Origin of the sequence: Streptomyces sp. NPDC059718, from assembly GCF_042733315.1 — a bacterium.
Classification (GTDB): Bacteria; Actinomycetota; Actinomycetes; order Streptomycetales; family Streptomycetaceae; genus Actinacidiphila.
Genome location: NZ_JBHWGA010000013.1, coordinates 77,337 through 93,228 on the forward strand (window position 1 = coordinate 77,337; position 15,892 = coordinate 93,228).

The following is a 15,892-nucleotide window of genomic DNA, read 5'->3' on the forward strand; positions in this document are numbered from 1 at the left end:
CCCCTACACGGGCGCGGGGTGGCGGTCGTCCTCGCTCTCCTCCAGGAGTTTGCGGGCGAGGCTGTCGACGGCGCGGTCCATCAGGGCACGGTCGGCGGGGTCGGCGACCGTCCAGTCGTCGAGCCGGGAGTCCAGCCAGCGGCGCCAGGCCGCGGCGAGGAGGTCGAGCTGGGCCCGCCCGGCCGCGGTGAGCGTGAGGACGCCGCCGTCCACGCGGGCCCAGCCGCCGCGGGCCACCTTGGCGAAGGCGGGTTCGAGGACCTCGCCGGGCATGTGGTGGGCGCGGGCGATGGCGTCCAGGGAGGCGCCGCCCTGGAAGCGGTCGCGCCAGTGGATCTGCCCGAGCGCCCAGGCCTCGCCCGGGGTGAGCGGGGAGCCGGAGTCGGCCAGGATGCGCAGGGCGACGGCGGGCTCCGCGGCGTGTTCGCGGCGCATGACGCCCGCGACCGCCCGCTCCAGCTGGACGACGGCGTCGGGGGAGTCGGGGGCGGAGAAGCCCTCGCCCATGTCCGAGGCGCCGGCGCGGGCGCTGTCGCGCAGCGGCACCTCCTTGAGGAACCAGGCGATGACGAAACCGGCCAGGGCCACCGGGGCGACCCACAGGAAGACGTGCTGGACGGTGTCGGCGTAGGCGTCGACGATCGGGGCGGCCCGGTCGGGCGGGAGCGCCCGCAGGGCCTGCGGGTCCTGGGCCGCGGCGGCAGGGACGCCGGGCACCTCGGCGAGGGCGGCGGACAGGGCGGGGCCGAGCCGGTTGCCGTACAGGGTGCCGAAGACGGCGGTGCCGAAGGCGCTGCCGAGGGTGCGGAAGAAGGTCACCCCGGAGGTGGCGGTGCCCAGTTCCGCGTACGCGACGGTGTTCTGGACGGCGATGGTCAGGACCTGCATGGCCAGGCCGATGCCGAGGCCGAAGACGAGCATGTACAGGGATTCCAGCCACGGCCCGGTGGCCCGGTCCATGGTGGACATCAGGTACAGGCCGAGCGCCATGACGGCGGTGCCCGCGATGGGGAAGGCCTTGTAGCGCCCGGTGCGGCCGATGACGGTGCCGGAGGCCACGGACGTGCCGAGCAGTCCGGCGACGAGCGGGAGGGTGCGGACCCCGGACTCGGTGGCGGAGACCCCGTCGACGAACTGGAGGTAGGTCGGCAGGTAGGTGAGCGCGCCCAGCAGCGCGAAGCCGACGATGAAGCTGAGCAGCGAGCACACGACGAAGACCGGGTTGCGGAACAGGTGCATGGGGAGCATCGGCTCCCTCGCGCGCAGTTCGACCAGGACGAACGCGGTCAGCAGTACGGCCGAGGAGGCGAACAGCCCGACCACGACGGCGGAGTCCCAGGCGTACTGGCTGCCGCCCCACTCCAGGGCGAGCACCAGTCCCGAGGCGCCCAGGGCGACCAGCGCGATGCCCGCGTAGTCGACGACGGGGCGGACGGCGGCCCGGACGACGGGGACGGTACGGGCGGCCATCACGACCATCACGATCGCGACGGGGACGTTGACGTAGAAGCACCAGCGCCAGGTGGCGTGGTCGGTGAACAGACCGCCCAGGGTCGGGCCGACGACCGTCGTGACCCCGAAGACCGCGCCCAGCGCGCCCTGGTACTTGCCGCGCTCGCGCAGCGGGATGACGTCGGCGATCAGGGCCATCGCCGTGACCATGAGCCCGCCGCCGCCGATCCCTTGGACGGCGCGGGCGGCGATCAGCATGAGCATGCTGGTGGCGGCGCCCGCGAAGACCGAGCCGGCGACGAAGACGACCGCGCTGACCTGGAAGACGACCTTGCGGCCGAACAGGTCGCCGAACTTGCCGACCAGCACGGTGGAGACGGTCTCCGCCAGCAGGTAGGCCGTGACCACCCAGGCCATGTGCCCGGCGCCGCCGAGGTCCGCGACGATCGTCGGGAGCGCGGTGGAGACGATCGTCTGGTCCAGGGCCGCCAGCAGCAGGCCGAGCACGATCGTCACGAAGACGACGTTGGTCTGGCGGCGGCTCAGGGCGGGCGGCCGGCCGGCGGTGGGGACGGTGACGGCCATGGCTCCACCCTCGCGCGGGCCCGCCGGTGCCGCCCGGCCACAACGCCCGTACGGGCTATGCGCGGGCGTCCGCTACCGCTTGAGCTCCTCGCGCAGCCTGCGGTCGATCGCCAGGGCGAGCTCCGCCTCGACGACGGCCTGCACCAGGGGGCGCAGCCGGGCGATCGCCTCGCTCAGCCGGGTGGTGTCGCCGGACTGCAGGTCGGCCTCCGCGTCCGGCAGGACGTAGGTGCGGGCCAGCTCGACGAAGAGCTCGGCGAGCAGGTCCATGCGGCCCCGCATGGCGCGGCCGGCGGCGAGCACCTCGGCGAGCGGGACGCCCTCCCGGACCAGTGCGGCCGAGGCCTCCAGCAGCCGGCGGCTGACGTGGACGACGTCGTCGCCGTCCACGGCGAGGTAGCCGATGTCCAGGGCGGTGGCCAGGTTCTCCGCGGTGGCCTGGTCGCCGTAGTGGTCGGCGAGGCCCTCCGGGGTGAGCCGCAGCGGCTCCTCCTCCGACCAGCGGGTGGGCAGTCCCGGGTCCAGGCCGAGCAGTTCGCCGACGTCGCGGCGGCCGCTCTCCCAGGCGTCCATCAGCTCGGCGATGCCGCCGAGGGTGTGGCCCCGCTCCAGCAGCGCCGTGATGGTCCGCAGCCGGGCCAGGTGGTGGTCGTTGTACCAGGTGATCCGGCCCTCGCGGCGCGGCGCCGGGAGCAGCTTGCGCTCCCGGTAGAAGCGGACGGTACGCACCGGGACACCGGCCGCTTCGGCCAACTCGTCCATCCGGTACTCGCGCTCGTGCGTCGCCACGCCGATCAGCCTATGCGGTGTGCGCGACACATCGCGCGGCCCGCCCTCTACCGCTGGTAACGCCTTCTGGTCTACGCTCCGGACCGTGCCAGTGAACACTGGCGCGATTCGGCAGGGGCGGCACCGAGAGGCGGCGGTATGGCCGGACACAGCGAACACGTGCGGGTTGCGGTGATCGGATCGGGGTTCGGCGGGCTCGGTGCCGCCGTACGGCTGCGACGCGAGGGGATCACCGACTTCGTCGTCCTGGAGCGCCGGGACTCCGTCGGCGGGACGTGGCGGGACAACAGCTACCCGGGGTGTGCCTGCGACGTGCCCTCGCACCTGTACTCGTTCTCCTTCGCGCCCAACCCGCAGTGGCCGCGCACCTTCTCCGGCCAGCCGCACATCCGGGCCTACCTGGAAAGGGTCGCGGACACCTTCGGCCTCCGCCCGCACCTGCGCCTCGGCACGGAGGTCACCGAGGCCCGCTGGGAGGCCGGCGCCCGGCACTGGCGCATCACCACCTCCCGCGGCGAACTCACCGCCGACGTCGTGGTCTCGGCCACCGGGCCGCTGTCCGACCCCAAGCTGCCGGACGTCCCCGGTCTCGACGCCTTCCCGGGGAAGGTCTTCCACTCCTCGCAGTGGGACCACGAATTCGACCTCAAGGGCAAGCGGGTCGCCATGGTCGGCACCGGGGCCTCCGCGATCCAGATCGTGCCCGCGATCCAGCCCGAGGTGGAGCGCCTGACCGTGGTGCAGCGGACGCCCCCGTGGGTGATGCCGCGCATGGACCGCGGGATCAGCCGGGCCGAGCAGTGGCTGCACGGCAAGGTGCCGGCCACCGCCAGGGCGCGGCGCGGACTGCTCTGGCTGATCCGCGAGTTCCAGGTCGGCGCGTTCACCAAACGCCCGGCGATGATGCGCGGCGCCCAGGCCATGGCGGCCTCGCACCTGCGCAAGGCCGTCAAGGACCCGGCGCTGCGGGCCAAGCTGACCCCCGACTACCGGATCGGCTGCAAGCGCATCCTGCTGTCGAACGACTACTACCCGGCGCTCGCGCGGCCCAACACCGAGGTCGTCGCCTCCGCGCTGGAGGAGGTGCGCGGCTCGACCCTCGTCATGGCCGACGGCACCGAGCGCGAGGCCGACGCCATCGTCTTCGGCACCGGCTTCCACGTCACCGACATGCCCATCGGCGAGCGGGTGTTCGGCGCCGACGGCCGCTCGCTGACCGAGCACTGGAAGGACGGCATGGCCGCGCTGCGCGGCTGCACCGTCGACGGCTTCCCCAACCTGCTGTTCGTCATCGGACCCAACACGGGCCTCGGGAACAGCTCGATGATCCTGATGATCGAGTCCTCGCTGAACTACGTCGCCGCGTACCTGCGCGCCCTGGACACCGCCGGCGCCGCCGCGTTCGACGCCCGTCCGGAGGCCGTGCGGTCCTGGAACGAGGAACTGCAGCGCCGCATGGCGCGTACGGTCTGGAACACCGGGGGTTGCGTCAGCTGGTACCTGGACGACCGCGGCCGCAACACCACCGTCTGGCCCGGGACGACCGCGGAGTTCCGGCGCGCCACGCGCCGGCTGGAACTCCAGGAGTACGAGATCGTGCCCGCCGGTGCCCCGGGGGAGCGCCCGGAGCGCGTGGAGGTGGCCTCGTGACCGCGTCCGTCTTCGACCTCCCGGCCGCCCGCCGCACGCACTCCGTGCGGTCCGAGGACGGCACCTCGATCCACGTGGAGGAGTACGGCCCCGAGGCCGGCACGGCGCCCACCGTGGTGCTGATCCACGGCTGGACCTGCAGGACCCTCTTCTGGGCCCCGCTCATCCACGAACTCGCCGGGGAGTACCGGGTCGTGGCGTACGACCAGCGCGGCCACGGCGCCAGCGGGACCCCGCGCCGCGGCGGCTACGGCACCGGCGCGCTCGCCGACGACCTCACCGCGGTCCTGGAGGCCGTCGTCGAGGGCGACGAGAAGGTGGTGCTGGTCGGCCACTCCATGGGCGGGATGACCGCGATGGCGGCCGGCGACCGAGCCGCCGTGCAGACCCGCACGGCCGCGGTCCTGCTGGCCAGCACCGGCAGCGGACGGCTGCTCGCCGAGGCGGCGGTGCTGCCCCCGCGGGTGCGCAGCAAGCGGGTGCGCGACGCATTCCACCGCTTCCTGCTGGTCAGTTCGGCGCCGCTCGGCCCGCAGTCCGCGGTGACCCGGGCCGCGCTCAAGTACGGGATCCTGGGCGCGGCGTCGAGCAAGGAGCTGGTGGCCGCCACCGCCCGCATCGTGCACGCCTGCGGGCGCCGGCAGCGCGCGGAGTGGGGCCGGGTGCTGGCCGGGCTCGACCTGGACGCGGGCGTCTGCGCGCTGCGCGCGCCCACCGCCGTGCTCGTGGGCGGCGCCGACAAGCTCACCCCGCCGGCGCACGCGCACGGCATGGCCGCCCGGCTCTCGCGGTTCGCCGGGCTCACCGAACTGCCGGGCCTCGGCCACATGACGCCGCTGGAGGCACCGGCCGCGGTGGCGGGCGTCGTACGCACCCTCGTCGAGGACCACCTTCGGCCCGGGGCCCAGGTCAAGGAGGAGACGGCATGAGCAGGTCGCTGAACGGGCAGGTCGCGGTGGTGACCGGCGCCGCCCGTGGGGTGGGGGCGCTGCTGGCCCGTGAACTCGCCGCGCGCGGCGCCCGGTTGGCGCTGGTGGGGCTGGAGCCGGATGAACTCAAGCGCGTCGCCGCGGAGATCGGCCCCGACACCGGGTACTGGACGGCCGACGTCACCGACCGGGAGGCCATGGCCCGCGTGGCCGGGGAGGTCGTGGAGCGCTACGGCCGCGTCGACGTCGTGGTCGCCAACGCCGGTGTGGCGACCGGCGGTCCGTTCCTGGACGTGGACCCCGCCGACTTCGAACGCGTCATCCAGGTCAACCTGCTGGGCAGCGTGGTCACCGCCCGGGCCTTCCTGCCCGCCCTGCTCGCCTCGCGCGGCTACCTGCTGCAGATCGCCTCGCTCGCCGCGATCACCCCGGCGCCGCTGATGACCGCGTACTGCGCGAGCAAGGCGGGGGTGGAGTCCTTCGCGCACTGCCTGCGCGCGGAAGTCGGCGTCAAGGGCGTCAAGGTCGGTGTGGGGTACCTGAGCTGGACCGACACCGACATGGTGCGCGGCGCGGACGAGGACGACGTGATGCGCGAGGCCCGCGCACGGCTGCCCTGGCCGGCCAACCGCACCTACCCGCTGGAGCCGGCGGTCGAGCGCATCGCGGACGGGATCGCCCGCCGCTCGCCGCACGTCTACGCCCAGTGGTGGCTGCGCGGAATGCAGTCCGTGCGCGGGTACTTGCCGGGCCTGATCGGGGGTGCCCTGGGGCGGCGCGAAATGCGCCGTCTGGAACCGAGGATCGCCGCCGCGGGCGGCATCCGGCACGGACTCGTCGGGCGCGGCGGCGCCGCGGACGAGCGGGCCCGGTCGGAAGGGCCCGTCTGACCAGCGCTGTTCACGGAACGCGTTCGTCCGAAGTGCGTACTGTGTCCGGCCGTGTCAGCCTGGTCGAGGCCCATTCCATACATCACGAAGGAGTGATCATGGGCAAGAACGACCCCACGCGAAACAAGGCCGGGCAGCAGAACCGCCCGCAGGCTCAGCCCCAGACCCAGGAGCGCATCGGCCAGACCCGCGAGCGCGCTCAGGGCCCGGCAGGCGAGCCGATGCGCCAGCAGGGCAAGCAGCAGCACCGCGAGCCCGGCCACGGCCAGCCGTCCAGGACGTCCCCGCAGTCGATGCCCAAGGGCGACCGCCAGCGTTCGCTGGAGGAGATCGACGAGCGGCAGGACCGGGACAGCTGACCCGCGTGGTCCAGGCGTGAGCGTGGAGGGGCGCGCCCGTTCAGGGCGCGCCCCTTCCGTCGTCCCCGACGGGGAGGGACTCAGGGACGCGGGGGGAGCGGGGGCCGACGCCGGTCCGGGCGGTCGGACAGATCGGGCGGCGTGGAGGCCGGGTGCTTCTCCAGCAGGTCAAGTGCCGTCTGCACGGCGACCTCCAGGTCGGTGCGGCGGCCCTCCGCCCAGTCCAGCGGCGTGCGGATGATCGGGATGTCCGGCTCCACGCCGTAGTTCTCCACCGACCAGCCGTAGGCCTCGAACCAGGCGGCGTTCATCGGCACCGTGATCACCGTGCCGTCGCCCAGCCGGTGCCGGCCGGTCATGCCGACCACGCCGCCCCAGGTGCGGTGGCCCACCACCGGGCCGATGCCCAGCAGCCGGAACGTGGCGGTGATCATGTCGCCGTCGGAGGCCGTCGCCTCGTCCGCCAGCGCCACGATCGGCCCGCGCGGGGCGTTGCCCAAGTAACTCACCGGCTGCGCGTGCCGGGTGTGGTCCCAGCCGAGGATCTTGCGGGTCAGGCTCTCCACCACCAGGTCGCTGATGTTGCCGCCCGCGTTGCCGCGCACGTCGACGATGAGCGCCGGATGCACGATCTCGATGCGCAGGTCGCGGTTGAACTGCGCCCAGCCCGAGCCCCCCAGGTCGGGGATGTGCAGGTAGCCGCACCTGCCCTCGCTCAACGCCCGGACGACCGCGCGTCGTTTGGCCACCCAGTCCTGGTAGCGCAGCGGCCGTTCGTCCACCAGCGGCACCACCGCGACCCGGCGCGGATGTCCGCCGTCGGGCGGGGTGAAGGTCAGCTCCACCGTGGTGCCGCCCGCGGCCGACAGCAGCGGACCGGGTCCGGCGACCGGGTCGACGGCACGGCCGTCGACGTGGGTGAGCGTCGCGCCCTCCAGGACGCCGGTGCCGGCCAGCGGCGAACGGGCCTTGGAGTCCGAGGACTCGCCGGGCAGGATGCGCGCGAGCACCCACCGGCCGTCCTTGGTGTGGACGAAGTTGATCCCGAGCAGCCCGATCGGCCGCTGGTAGTGCGGCGGCCCCTCGCTGCGGCGGGCGGGCGCCACGTACGCGTGCGAGGTGCCCAGTTCGCCCAGGACCTCGCGCTGCAGGTCGGCGAACTCGTCCGGGGTGGCGACCCGTTCGACCAGCGGACGGTACTGGTCGAGGATCGCCGGCCAGTCGATGCCGCACATGTCCGGCGCCCAGAAGTAGTCGCGGATGATCCGCCCGGCCTCGTCGAACGCCTGCCGCCACTCGGCGGGCGGGTTCGCCTCGTGCAGGATCCGGCGCATGTCGATGTAGACGGTGGAGTCCAGGTCGCCCGGCTCGTACGCCGGGACCACGGTCAGGTCGCCCTCGTCGAAGACCACCAGCTGCGTGCCGTCGCCGCTGACCCGGTACCAGTCCATGTGCCGCACCAGCTCGACCCGCTTGGACTTGGCCAGGCCGAAGTACTCCAGCGTGGGGCGGGCGGAGGGGTCGGTCGGATTGACGAAGGTCTCGCCGAGCGCGCCGGAGATCGGCCAGCGCAGCCAGGTCAGCCCGCCCCTGACCGCCTCCAGCGAGCTGTACTTGGAGGCGGGCACCGGGAAGGGCGTCACCCGCATCGGCAGCCCGGCCGCCTCCACCGCCAGCGGCCCCTCGGCGAAGCCGGTCGGGTCCAGCCCGCCCCCCGGCGGGCGGCCCTCCACGGGCAGCGCGAAGGGCGAGGGCGTCGCCGAGTGCAGCGGTACCAGGTGCGGGCGGCATCCCAGCGGGAAGGACAGGTCGCCGGTGTGCACGTCGTACACCGGGTCGAAGCCGCGCCAGGACAGGAAGGCCAGGTAGCGCCCGTCACGGGTGAAGACCGGCTGCTCGTCCTCGAAACGGCCGTTGGTGACGTCGATGAGGGTGTGCTTGCCGGTCTCCGGATCCGGGCTGAGCCGGGCGATCCGGATCTTCCGCAGCGAACGGCCGATGACCGGGTGGGACCAGGCGATCCAGTTGGAGTCCGGGGAGAAGGCCAGGTCACGGACGGGGCCGTTGGTGGAGCGGACGAGCTCGGCCACGACGCCCGACTCCGCGTCGACCATGAGCAGCCGCCCGTCGTGGGAGGCGACGGCGAGGATCTGGCCGTCGGGCGAGGGCACCAGTTCGTGGACGCGGCCGAGCAGTCCGCACGCCAGCCGTGTGCCGCCGCTGCGGCACGGGGGCCGCGGCAGCGTCTGCCCCTCGGCGGACGCCGCGTCCTCCGCCGTTTCCTCCTCCGCGGCCTCCTCCTCCGTGGCCCGCAACGCCTGCGCGACGGCGTCGTCGGCGTCGGCGATGTCGGCCGCGGCCAGCGCCGCGGGGCGGCCCGGCAGCGCGGCGATCTCGATGGCGTCCTCGCCCTCGGCGTCGGTGACGAAGGCGATCCGCCCGGTGTCGCCCAGCATGACCGGCAGCCGGACCCGCGACCCGGGCACGTCGGAGATGGTGCGCGCGGGCCCGTCGCGGTGGGTGAGCCAGTACAGGCTGCCGCGCACGCACACCGCGCTGGCGCGGCCGGTGCGGTCCACGGCCAGCCCGTCCAGATACGCCGAGGCCGGGACCTGGTACGGGCGCCGGCCGGCCCGCGGGCCGCCGAGGTCGACCGCGACGCGGCGCGGCACCGACCCCGGGCCGAGGTCGTCGACCAGCCACACCTCACCCGCGCACTGGTAGACCACGCGCGTGCCGTCGGTCGCGGCGCTGCGGGCGTAGAAGTCGGCGTGGTCGGTGTGCCGCCGCAGGTCCGTGCCGTCCGGCAGGCAGGAGTACAGGTTGCCGACGCCCTCGTGGTCGGAGAGGAAGGCGATGCGCCCCGCCACGAACATCGGCGACTCCAGGTGGCCGTCGACCTCCGGCACCAGCCGCCGGCACTGCAGCCACAGCCGCCCCGTCGCCCCGCCCCGGTACCGCTTCCACGAGGCCGGTTCGTGCGGCGCGGTCGCCGTCAGCAGCAGCGTCCGGTGCTCGCCCTCGGCGCTGTCGTCCACGGCGATGTCCGACACCGGGCCCCAGGGCAGACGGCTGCCCGGGCCGCCCTCGTCGGGGATCGCGTAGGCCCACGTGTAGTGCGAGAACGGCTCGCCGTGCGACGAGACCGCCAGGATCCGGCCGTCCGGCGCCCAGGAGCGCACGCGCGTGTCGGTGCTGCCCCAGTAGGTCAGCCGGCGGGCCGGGCCGCCCTCGACCGGCGCGACGTACACCTCGGGGTCGAGGGAACGCCAGCTGTTGAAGGCGATCACGGAGCCGTCGGGCGAGAAGCGCGGATGCCCGACCCGGATCCGGTCGGCCGTCACCCGCCACGCGCGCCCCTCGTCCAGGGGCGCGACCCAGATGTCGTCCTCGGCGACGAAACAGAGCCGCTCGCCGTGAACATGCGGAAACCGGAGGTATGCGGCGTCGCTCACTCATCCATCGTTCGCGGCTCCCGGAGCCCGGGCAACTTTTCCGGTCCGCGTCAGCGCAGGCACTCCCGCACCGCGCGGACCAGTGCCTGGGCACGGGGATCGGCGGTGACGTTCTTCTGCATGCCGTTGGTGACGTATCCGAAGGCCACGCCCTCGCCGGGGTCCGCGAAGCCCAGCGACCCGCCGCGGCCGGGGTGGCCGAAGGAGCCGGGGGACAGCAGCGGGGCGGCCGGGCCGTGCAGCATGAAGCCCAGGCCGAAGCGGGTGTTCACCACCAGCACGCGGTCCGGGCCCTCCGACTCCGGGGTGCGTGCCGAGGTGAGCGTCGCCGGGGCGAAGAGCCGCGCCCCGGGGCCCTCGACCTCCCCGATCAGCGCGGCGTAGAAGCGGGCCAGCGAGCGCGCGGTGGCGATCCCGCCGGAGGCCGGCAGCTGCGCCGCGTGGTACGCGGGGTCGTTCTCGTCCGGCAGCGGGTCGATCGTGCCGAACGCGCGCCGGGTCAGCGACGACGGGTCCTCGTACGCCTCGGTCACGTTCCGCTTGGGTCGCGCCCGCAGCCCGGCCGCGGCCGGCGGCGGCGGGGTCTCCACGGCGGCGATCCGCCCGACGCGGCGCTCCTCGCCCGCGGGCAGCCCGACCCACAGGTCCAGGCCGAGCGGGCGGGCGATCTCCTCCGCCACGTAGCGCCCTATGGACCGGCCGCCGCTCGCCCGCTGCACCAGCTCGCCGATCAGCCAGCTGTAGGTCTGCGCGTGGTAGCCGTGGTCCGTCCCCGGCGCCCAGAACGGGGCCTGGGCCGCGAGCGCCCGCGGTCCGCTGCTGCCGTCCTGCGCCTGGCCCGGGCTCAGCGGGGTGTCCAGCGCCGGCACACCGGCCCGGTGCGCCAGGGCGTCGCGGAACGTGACCCGCTCCTTGCCGGCGGTCTTGAACTCGGGCCAGTACGTGCCGACGGGCGCGTCCAGGTCCAGCTGGCCCCGCTGGTGCAGCAGGAGCAGGCACGCCGCGGCCACGCCCTTCGTCGCCGAGCGCACCACCTGCGCGGTGTCCTGCGCCCAGGGCGCGCCCCCGGCCCCGTCCCCGTCGGCGGAGCCCGCCCACAGGTCCACGACCTTGCGGCCGTCTCGGTACAGCGCCACGGCCGCGCCGCGCTCGCCCCGCTCCTCGAAGTTCCGGACGAAGGCCTCCCGGACCGGCTCGAAGCCTTCCGTCACTGCCCCGTGGACGTCCACCACAGCCCGTGCTCCCACCATGCGCCGCCGTTGTTGCTCCTCCCATGGTGCCTCCCGCCCGCGACCGGTCCGGACCGGGGTCGGCACGGCGCGGCAGCGCGAAGGGGTGTCCCGGGGAGCGGTCAGGCGGTCGCCTTCGCCGCCGCGCGGCCCGCCGTACGGCCGGAGAAGATGCAGCCGCCGAGGAAGGTCCCCTCCAGCGAGCGGTAGCCGTGCACCCCGCCGCCGCCGAAGCCGGCCGCCTCACCCGCCGAGTACAGCCCGGGCAGCGGCTCGCCGTCGGCGCGCAGCACCCGGGCGTCCAGGTCGGTCGCCATCCCGCCGAGCGACTTGCGGGTCAGGATGTTCAGCCGCACGGCGATCAGCGGGCCCGCCTTCGGGTCCAGCAACCGGTGCGGCGCCGCGGTGCGGATCAGCTTGTCGCCGATGTAGTTGCGGGCCCCGCGGATCGCGGTGACCTGCAGGTCCTTGGTGAAGGTGTTGGTGATCTCGCGGTCGCGGGCCTCGATCTCGCGGCGCAGCGCGGTCTCGTCGATCAGGTCGTCCTTGGTGATCGCGTTCATGCCGCGCACCAGCGCCGCCAGGTCGTCCTCGACGACGAAGTCGACGCCGTGCTCCTTGAACGCCTCGACCGGGCCCGGGGCCCCCGGCAGCGCGCGCTTGAGCACGTCGCGCACGCTCTTGCCGGTCAGGTCCGGGTTCTGCTCGGAGCCCGACAGCGCGAACTCCTTCTCGATGATCTTCTGGGTGAGGACGAACCACGTGTACTCGTGCCCGGAGCGCATGATGTGCTCCAGCGTCCCCAGCGTGTCGAAGCCCGGGAAGAGCGGCACCGGCAGGCGCCTGCCGGTCGCGTCCAGCCACAGGGAGGACGGCCCCGGCAGGATGCGGATGCCGTGCCTGCCCCAGATCGGGTTCCAGTTCTCGATGCCCTCGGTGTAGTGCCACATCCGGTCGCCGTTGATCAGGTGCGCCCCGGCCGCCTCGGCGATCCCCAGCATCAGGCCGTCCACGTGCGCCGGTACGCCCGACAGCAGCTTGCGCGGCGGCGTGCCCAGCCGCTCCGGCCAGGCCTTGCGCACCAGGTCGTGGTTGCCGCCGATGCCGCCCGAGGTGACGACCACCGCCTGCGCCCTGAGCTGGAACTCCGCGCGGATCTCCCGCGAACTCGCCTGGCCGCGCTCGGCGTCGCTGTCCACCAGGACCTCGCCCGCCACGCCGTCCACCGTGTCGCCCGTCGTCGTCAGCGCCGTCACGCGGTGCCGGAAACGCAGCTCCACCAGGCCCTTGGCCACCGCCTCCCGCACCCGGCGGACGAACGGCGCCACGACGCCCGGCCCGGTGCCCCAGGTGATGTGGAAGCGGGGCACCGAGTTGCCGTGCCCGGTGGCGAGGTAGCCCCCGCGCTCCGCCCAGCCGACCACCGGGAAGAACCGTATCCCCTGCGCGTGCAGCCAGGACCGCTTCTCGCCGGCGGCGAAGTCCACGTACGCCTCGGCCCACTTGCGCGGCCAGTGGTCCTCGGCACGGTCGAAGCCGGCGGTCCCCATCCAGTCCTGCAGGGCGAGTTCGCGGCTGTCCTTGATCCGCATCCGGCGCTGCTCGGGGGAGTCGACGAGGAACAGCCCGCCGAAGGACCAGAACGCCTGGCCGCCGAGGTTGCCCTCCGGCTCCTGGTCGAGCAGGAGGACCTTGCGGCCCGCGTCGGCCAGCTCGGCCGTCGCGACCAGACCCGCCAGCCCCGCTCCGACGACGATGACGTCCGCGTCCAGCGCCATGGTGTGCCTTTCCGCTCCCCTTTGGTGTGCAGGCACGTTACGCTACGCGCGAGTAAGGAGGCGAGAGGGCAGCGCCTCTCGACATCGCTCGCCGGCCGGGGATGACGCCATGCGCAGGTTCGAGGGACACGTCGCCGTCGTCACCGGAGGTGCCCAGGGCATCGGCGCGGCGACCGCCCGGCGCCTGATGTCCGAGGGCGCGGACGTCCTGCTGGCCGACCTGGACGGGGAGCGCGCCGCCGCGACGGCGGAGGCCCTCGGCAAGGAGACCGGCGGCCGGGCCGCGGCGGTGGCGTGCGACGTCGTCGACCAGGCCGCGGTGGACGCCGCCATGGCGTACGCCGCCGAGCGCTTCGGGCGGCTCGACGTGCTCGTCAACAACGCCTACGCCTGCCACGTGGACCCGCCGCGGTTCGAGGACATCCCCGACGCGGAGTGGTACGAGGACCTCGAGGTCACCCTCACCGGGGCCATGCGCTGCGCCCGCGCGGCGCTTCCGCTGCTGGCGGAGGCGGGCGGGCGCGGGGCGATCGTCAGCATCGGCTCCGTCAACGGGCACATGAACTTCGGCAACCACGCCTACAGCGCCGCCAAGGCGGGCCTCGCCTCGCTGACCCGCACGCTGGCCGTGCACGCCGCCCCGCGCGGCGTCCGGGTCAACCTCGTCGCCCCCGGCACGGTGCGGACGCCCGCGTGGGCGGGGCGCGACGAGGCCCTCGACCGCCTCGCCGGGGTGTACCCCCTCGGGCGGGTCGGCGAGCCCGACGACATCGCGGCGGCCGTCGCGTTCCTCGCCTCCCGGGACGCGTCCTGGATCACGGGCCTCACGCTCCCCGTCGACGGGGGCATCCTCGTCAACGGGTCCGGCTTCCGCGCGGCGCTGGATTGATGCCCGGGGTGCGCTCTGTGGGGCCCGGTGTCTGTGTGCGGCGCCGTTGTGTGTTGCTGTTGCGGTTTCTCCCCCACCCTCCCGCCCGATTGCCCGGCGCGGTTAGTGACCGCCTCGCGCGTTCGTTGTGGGTCGGTGCCGCGCCGGGGTACGCCCCCAGCCTTCGGCCGGGGGGACCCCCATGGGGGCACCCCGCCACACCCCCTCCTGCCGTGTAGGCGACTAACGGCCGGGGGGGGGTGAGGAGGCGGTCCGGGGTTGCCGCAAGTGCCCCACTCACCCCCCACCGGCCGTCATGCGCCGCGACATCGGGAGGGGGTGTGGCGGGGTGCGCCCGGAAGCGACGAGCGGCGAACCCGGCGCCGAACGATGTCGGGGTAAACCGCGAGCGCTGAGGACGTGCGCCGGCGCGGCCCCGACCCAGGCACACGGTGCGAGGCCCGCACTGACCGCGCCGGGCAATCGGGCGGGAGGGCGGGTGGACGCCCGCCGCAGGCGCAAACAACCCGCACACAACCACCGGGCCGCAGACGAACGCGCCGTCACACGTGAAGCATGAGCCCGATCCCGGCCACAACCACAAGCGCCGCGACGATGCGCGGGCGCCCCAGCCGCTCCTTGAAGAAGACCGCCCCGATGACCGCCCCCGCGATGATGGAGGTCTCCCGGAGGGCGGCGATCGGCGCGAGGGCGCCCCGCGTCTGGGCCCACAGGACGAGGCCGTACGCGGACATGGACAGCGCCCCGCCGAGCAGCCCGCGGGCGGCGACCGGGCGCAGTTGCGCGGGGAGCGCGGCGCGGCGCACCGCGAGGGCGCAGCACACGAGCAGGACACCCTGGATGAGCAGGAGCCAGGCGACGTAGCCCAGGGCGGTGCCGGACGCGCGGACGCCGACCCCGTCGACCACGGTGTACGCCGCGATGGTCAGGCCGGTGCCCACGGCCGCGCCCACCGCCGGCCAGTCCTTGCCGCGGCCGCGCATGCCCCACAGGGCGGCCCCGCCGAGCCCGGCGGAGGCGACGAGGACGCCCGCGGTCTGCAGGGCGTCCGGCACCTCGCCCACGAAGACCGCCGCCAGCAGCGTCACGACCATGGGGGCGACACCGCGCGCGATGGGGTACACCTGCCCGAAGTCCCCCAGCGTGAAGGACTTCATCAGCAGGTACATGTACGCCATGTGGATCCCCACCGACACGATCAGGTAGGGCCAGGCGTCCCCCGCGGGCAGCGGTGCGAACCCGGCGATCGCCGCGCCGCAGATCGCTCCGCCGCCCCCGACGAGGGTGAACGCGACGAGCTGGTCCTTGATGCCGTGGGCGATGGCGTTCCACGCCGCGTGGGTGACCGCCGCGAGCAGGACGGCCGTCGCTATCAGGGGCGTCACGCGGTGCGTTCGCGGACGTCGGCGAGGGTCGCCCCGGCGTGCCCGACCAGTTCGGCGGGTGCCATGGGGAAGACGGTGTGCGGGGTGCCGGCGGCCGCCCACACGGTGCCGTGCGCCAGCAGCCCCCGGTCGGCGAGGACGGTGGTGCGGGTCCGGTGCCCGAAGGGGGGTACGCCGCCGATGGCGTACCCCGTGGTCTCGCGCACCAGGTCCGCGTCGGCCCGGCGTACCTCGCTCGCGCCGAGTTCGGCGCGGACCCGCTCCACGTCGACCCGGGACGCGCCGTCCATCAGCACCAGCACCGGGACGCCGTCCGCCGCGAAGATCAGGGACTTGACGATCTGGCCGAGCTCGCAGCCGATCGCCGCGGCGGCCTGCGCCGCGGTGCGGGTCGCGTCCGGGAAGGCGCGTACGGGTACCTGGAGCCCCAGCGCGGTGAGTGCCTCCGCGAACCGGGGATGGGCTGCAGCTGATGTCGACATGGCCGGCACGCTAGCGCTCG

General features: G+C 74.3%; 12 protein-coding genes. 5 read left to right on the plus strand and 7 right to left on the minus strand.

Annotation, left to right across the window (positions count from 1 at the left end; genetic code table 11):
* Positions 1–3: 3 nt before the first annotated feature.
* Both ACFV3E_RS17050 and ACFV3E_RS17055 read right to left on the minus strand, forming a co-directional pair.
* Positions 4–2,037 carry an MDR family MFS transporter gene (locus tag ACFV3E_RS17050; protein ID WP_500535370.1) on the minus strand — a complete coding sequence of 678 codons (2,034 nt, stop codon included), beginning with the start codon at positions 2,035–2,037 and terminating at the stop codon, positions 4–6.
* A gap of 72 nt (positions 2,038–2,109) precedes the next feature.
* Positions 2,110–2,799: a MerR family transcriptional regulator gene (locus ACFV3E_RS17055; protein ID WP_499516859.1), complete on the minus strand. Its 690-nt coding sequence runs from the start codon at positions 2,797–2,799 to the stop codon at positions 2,110–2,112.
* A gap of 165 nt (positions 2,800–2,964) precedes the next feature.
* Here ACFV3E_RS17055 and ACFV3E_RS17060 point away from each other — a divergent pair, with 165 nt between their 5' ends.
* The 4 genes from ACFV3E_RS17060 (at position 2,965) to ACFV3E_RS17075 (ending at position 6,654) form a co-directional block, all read left to right on the plus strand.
* Positions 2,965–4,476: a flavin-containing monooxygenase gene (locus ACFV3E_RS17060; RefSeq protein ID WP_500535371.1), complete on the plus strand. Its 1,512-nt coding sequence runs from the start codon at positions 2,965–2,967 to the stop codon at positions 4,474–4,476.
* A complete protein-coding gene (locus ACFV3E_RS17065) occupies positions 4,473–5,405 on the plus strand; it encodes an alpha/beta fold hydrolase (protein WP_500535372.1) in 933 nt (310 codons plus the stop codon). Before ACFV3E_RS17060 ends, ACFV3E_RS17065 begins: the two co-directional genes overlap by 4 nt.
* Positions 5,402–6,295, plus strand: coding sequence for an SDR family oxidoreductase (locus ACFV3E_RS17070; protein ID WP_500535373.1), 894 nt, complete (start codon positions 5,402–5,404; stop codon positions 6,293–6,295). Before ACFV3E_RS17065 ends, ACFV3E_RS17070 begins: the two co-directional genes overlap by 4 nt.
* A gap of 98 nt (positions 6,296–6,393) precedes the next feature.
* A complete protein-coding gene (locus tag ACFV3E_RS17075) occupies positions 6,394–6,654 on the plus strand; it encodes a hypothetical protein (RefSeq protein ID WP_500535374.1) in 261 nt (86 codons plus the stop codon).
* Between the two features lie 80 nt (positions 6,655–6,734).
* On the opposite strand, the gene ACFV3E_RS17080 is transcribed toward ACFV3E_RS17075, so the two are convergent.
* The 3 genes from ACFV3E_RS17080 to ACFV3E_RS17090 form a co-directional block, all read right to left on the minus strand.
* Entirely contained in the window at positions 6,735–10,109 is a 3,375-nt protein-coding gene (locus ACFV3E_RS17080) for a S41 family peptidase (protein WP_500535375.1), read from the minus strand.
* Positions 10,110–10,159: 50 nt separating this feature from the next.
* Positions 10,160–11,359 carry a serine hydrolase domain-containing protein gene (locus ACFV3E_RS17085; protein WP_500535376.1) on the minus strand — a complete coding sequence of 400 codons (1,200 nt, stop codon included), beginning with the start codon at positions 11,357–11,359 and terminating at the stop codon, positions 10,160–10,162.
* Between the two features lie 101 nt (positions 11,360–11,460).
* Positions 11,461–13,116: an FAD-binding dehydrogenase gene (locus tag ACFV3E_RS17090; RefSeq protein ID WP_500535377.1), complete on the minus strand. Its 1,656-nt coding sequence runs from the start codon at positions 13,114–13,116 to the stop codon at positions 11,461–11,463.
* A gap of 109 nt (positions 13,117–13,225) precedes the next feature.
* Here ACFV3E_RS17090 and ACFV3E_RS17095 point away from each other — a divergent pair, with 109 nt between their 5' ends.
* On the plus strand, positions 13,226–14,005 hold the full coding sequence (locus tag ACFV3E_RS17095; protein WP_500535378.1) for an SDR family NAD(P)-dependent oxidoreductase: 780 nt from the start codon (positions 13,226–13,228) through the stop codon (positions 14,003–14,005).
* Between the two features lie 542 nt (positions 14,006–14,547).
* On the opposite strand, the gene ACFV3E_RS17100 is transcribed toward ACFV3E_RS17095, so the two are convergent.
* Positions 14,548–15,390 carry an EamA family transporter gene (locus ACFV3E_RS17100; RefSeq protein ID WP_500535379.1) on the minus strand — a complete coding sequence of 281 codons (843 nt, stop codon included), beginning with the start codon at positions 15,388–15,390 and terminating at the stop codon, positions 14,548–14,550.
* Complete coding sequence (locus ACFV3E_RS17105) at positions 15,387–15,872, minus strand: YbaK/EbsC family protein (protein WP_500368898.1); 486 nt, start codon at positions 15,870–15,872, stop codon at positions 15,387–15,389. Before ACFV3E_RS17105 ends, ACFV3E_RS17100 begins: the two co-directional genes overlap by 4 nt.
* Between the last annotated feature and the right edge of the window lie 20 nt (positions 15,873–15,892).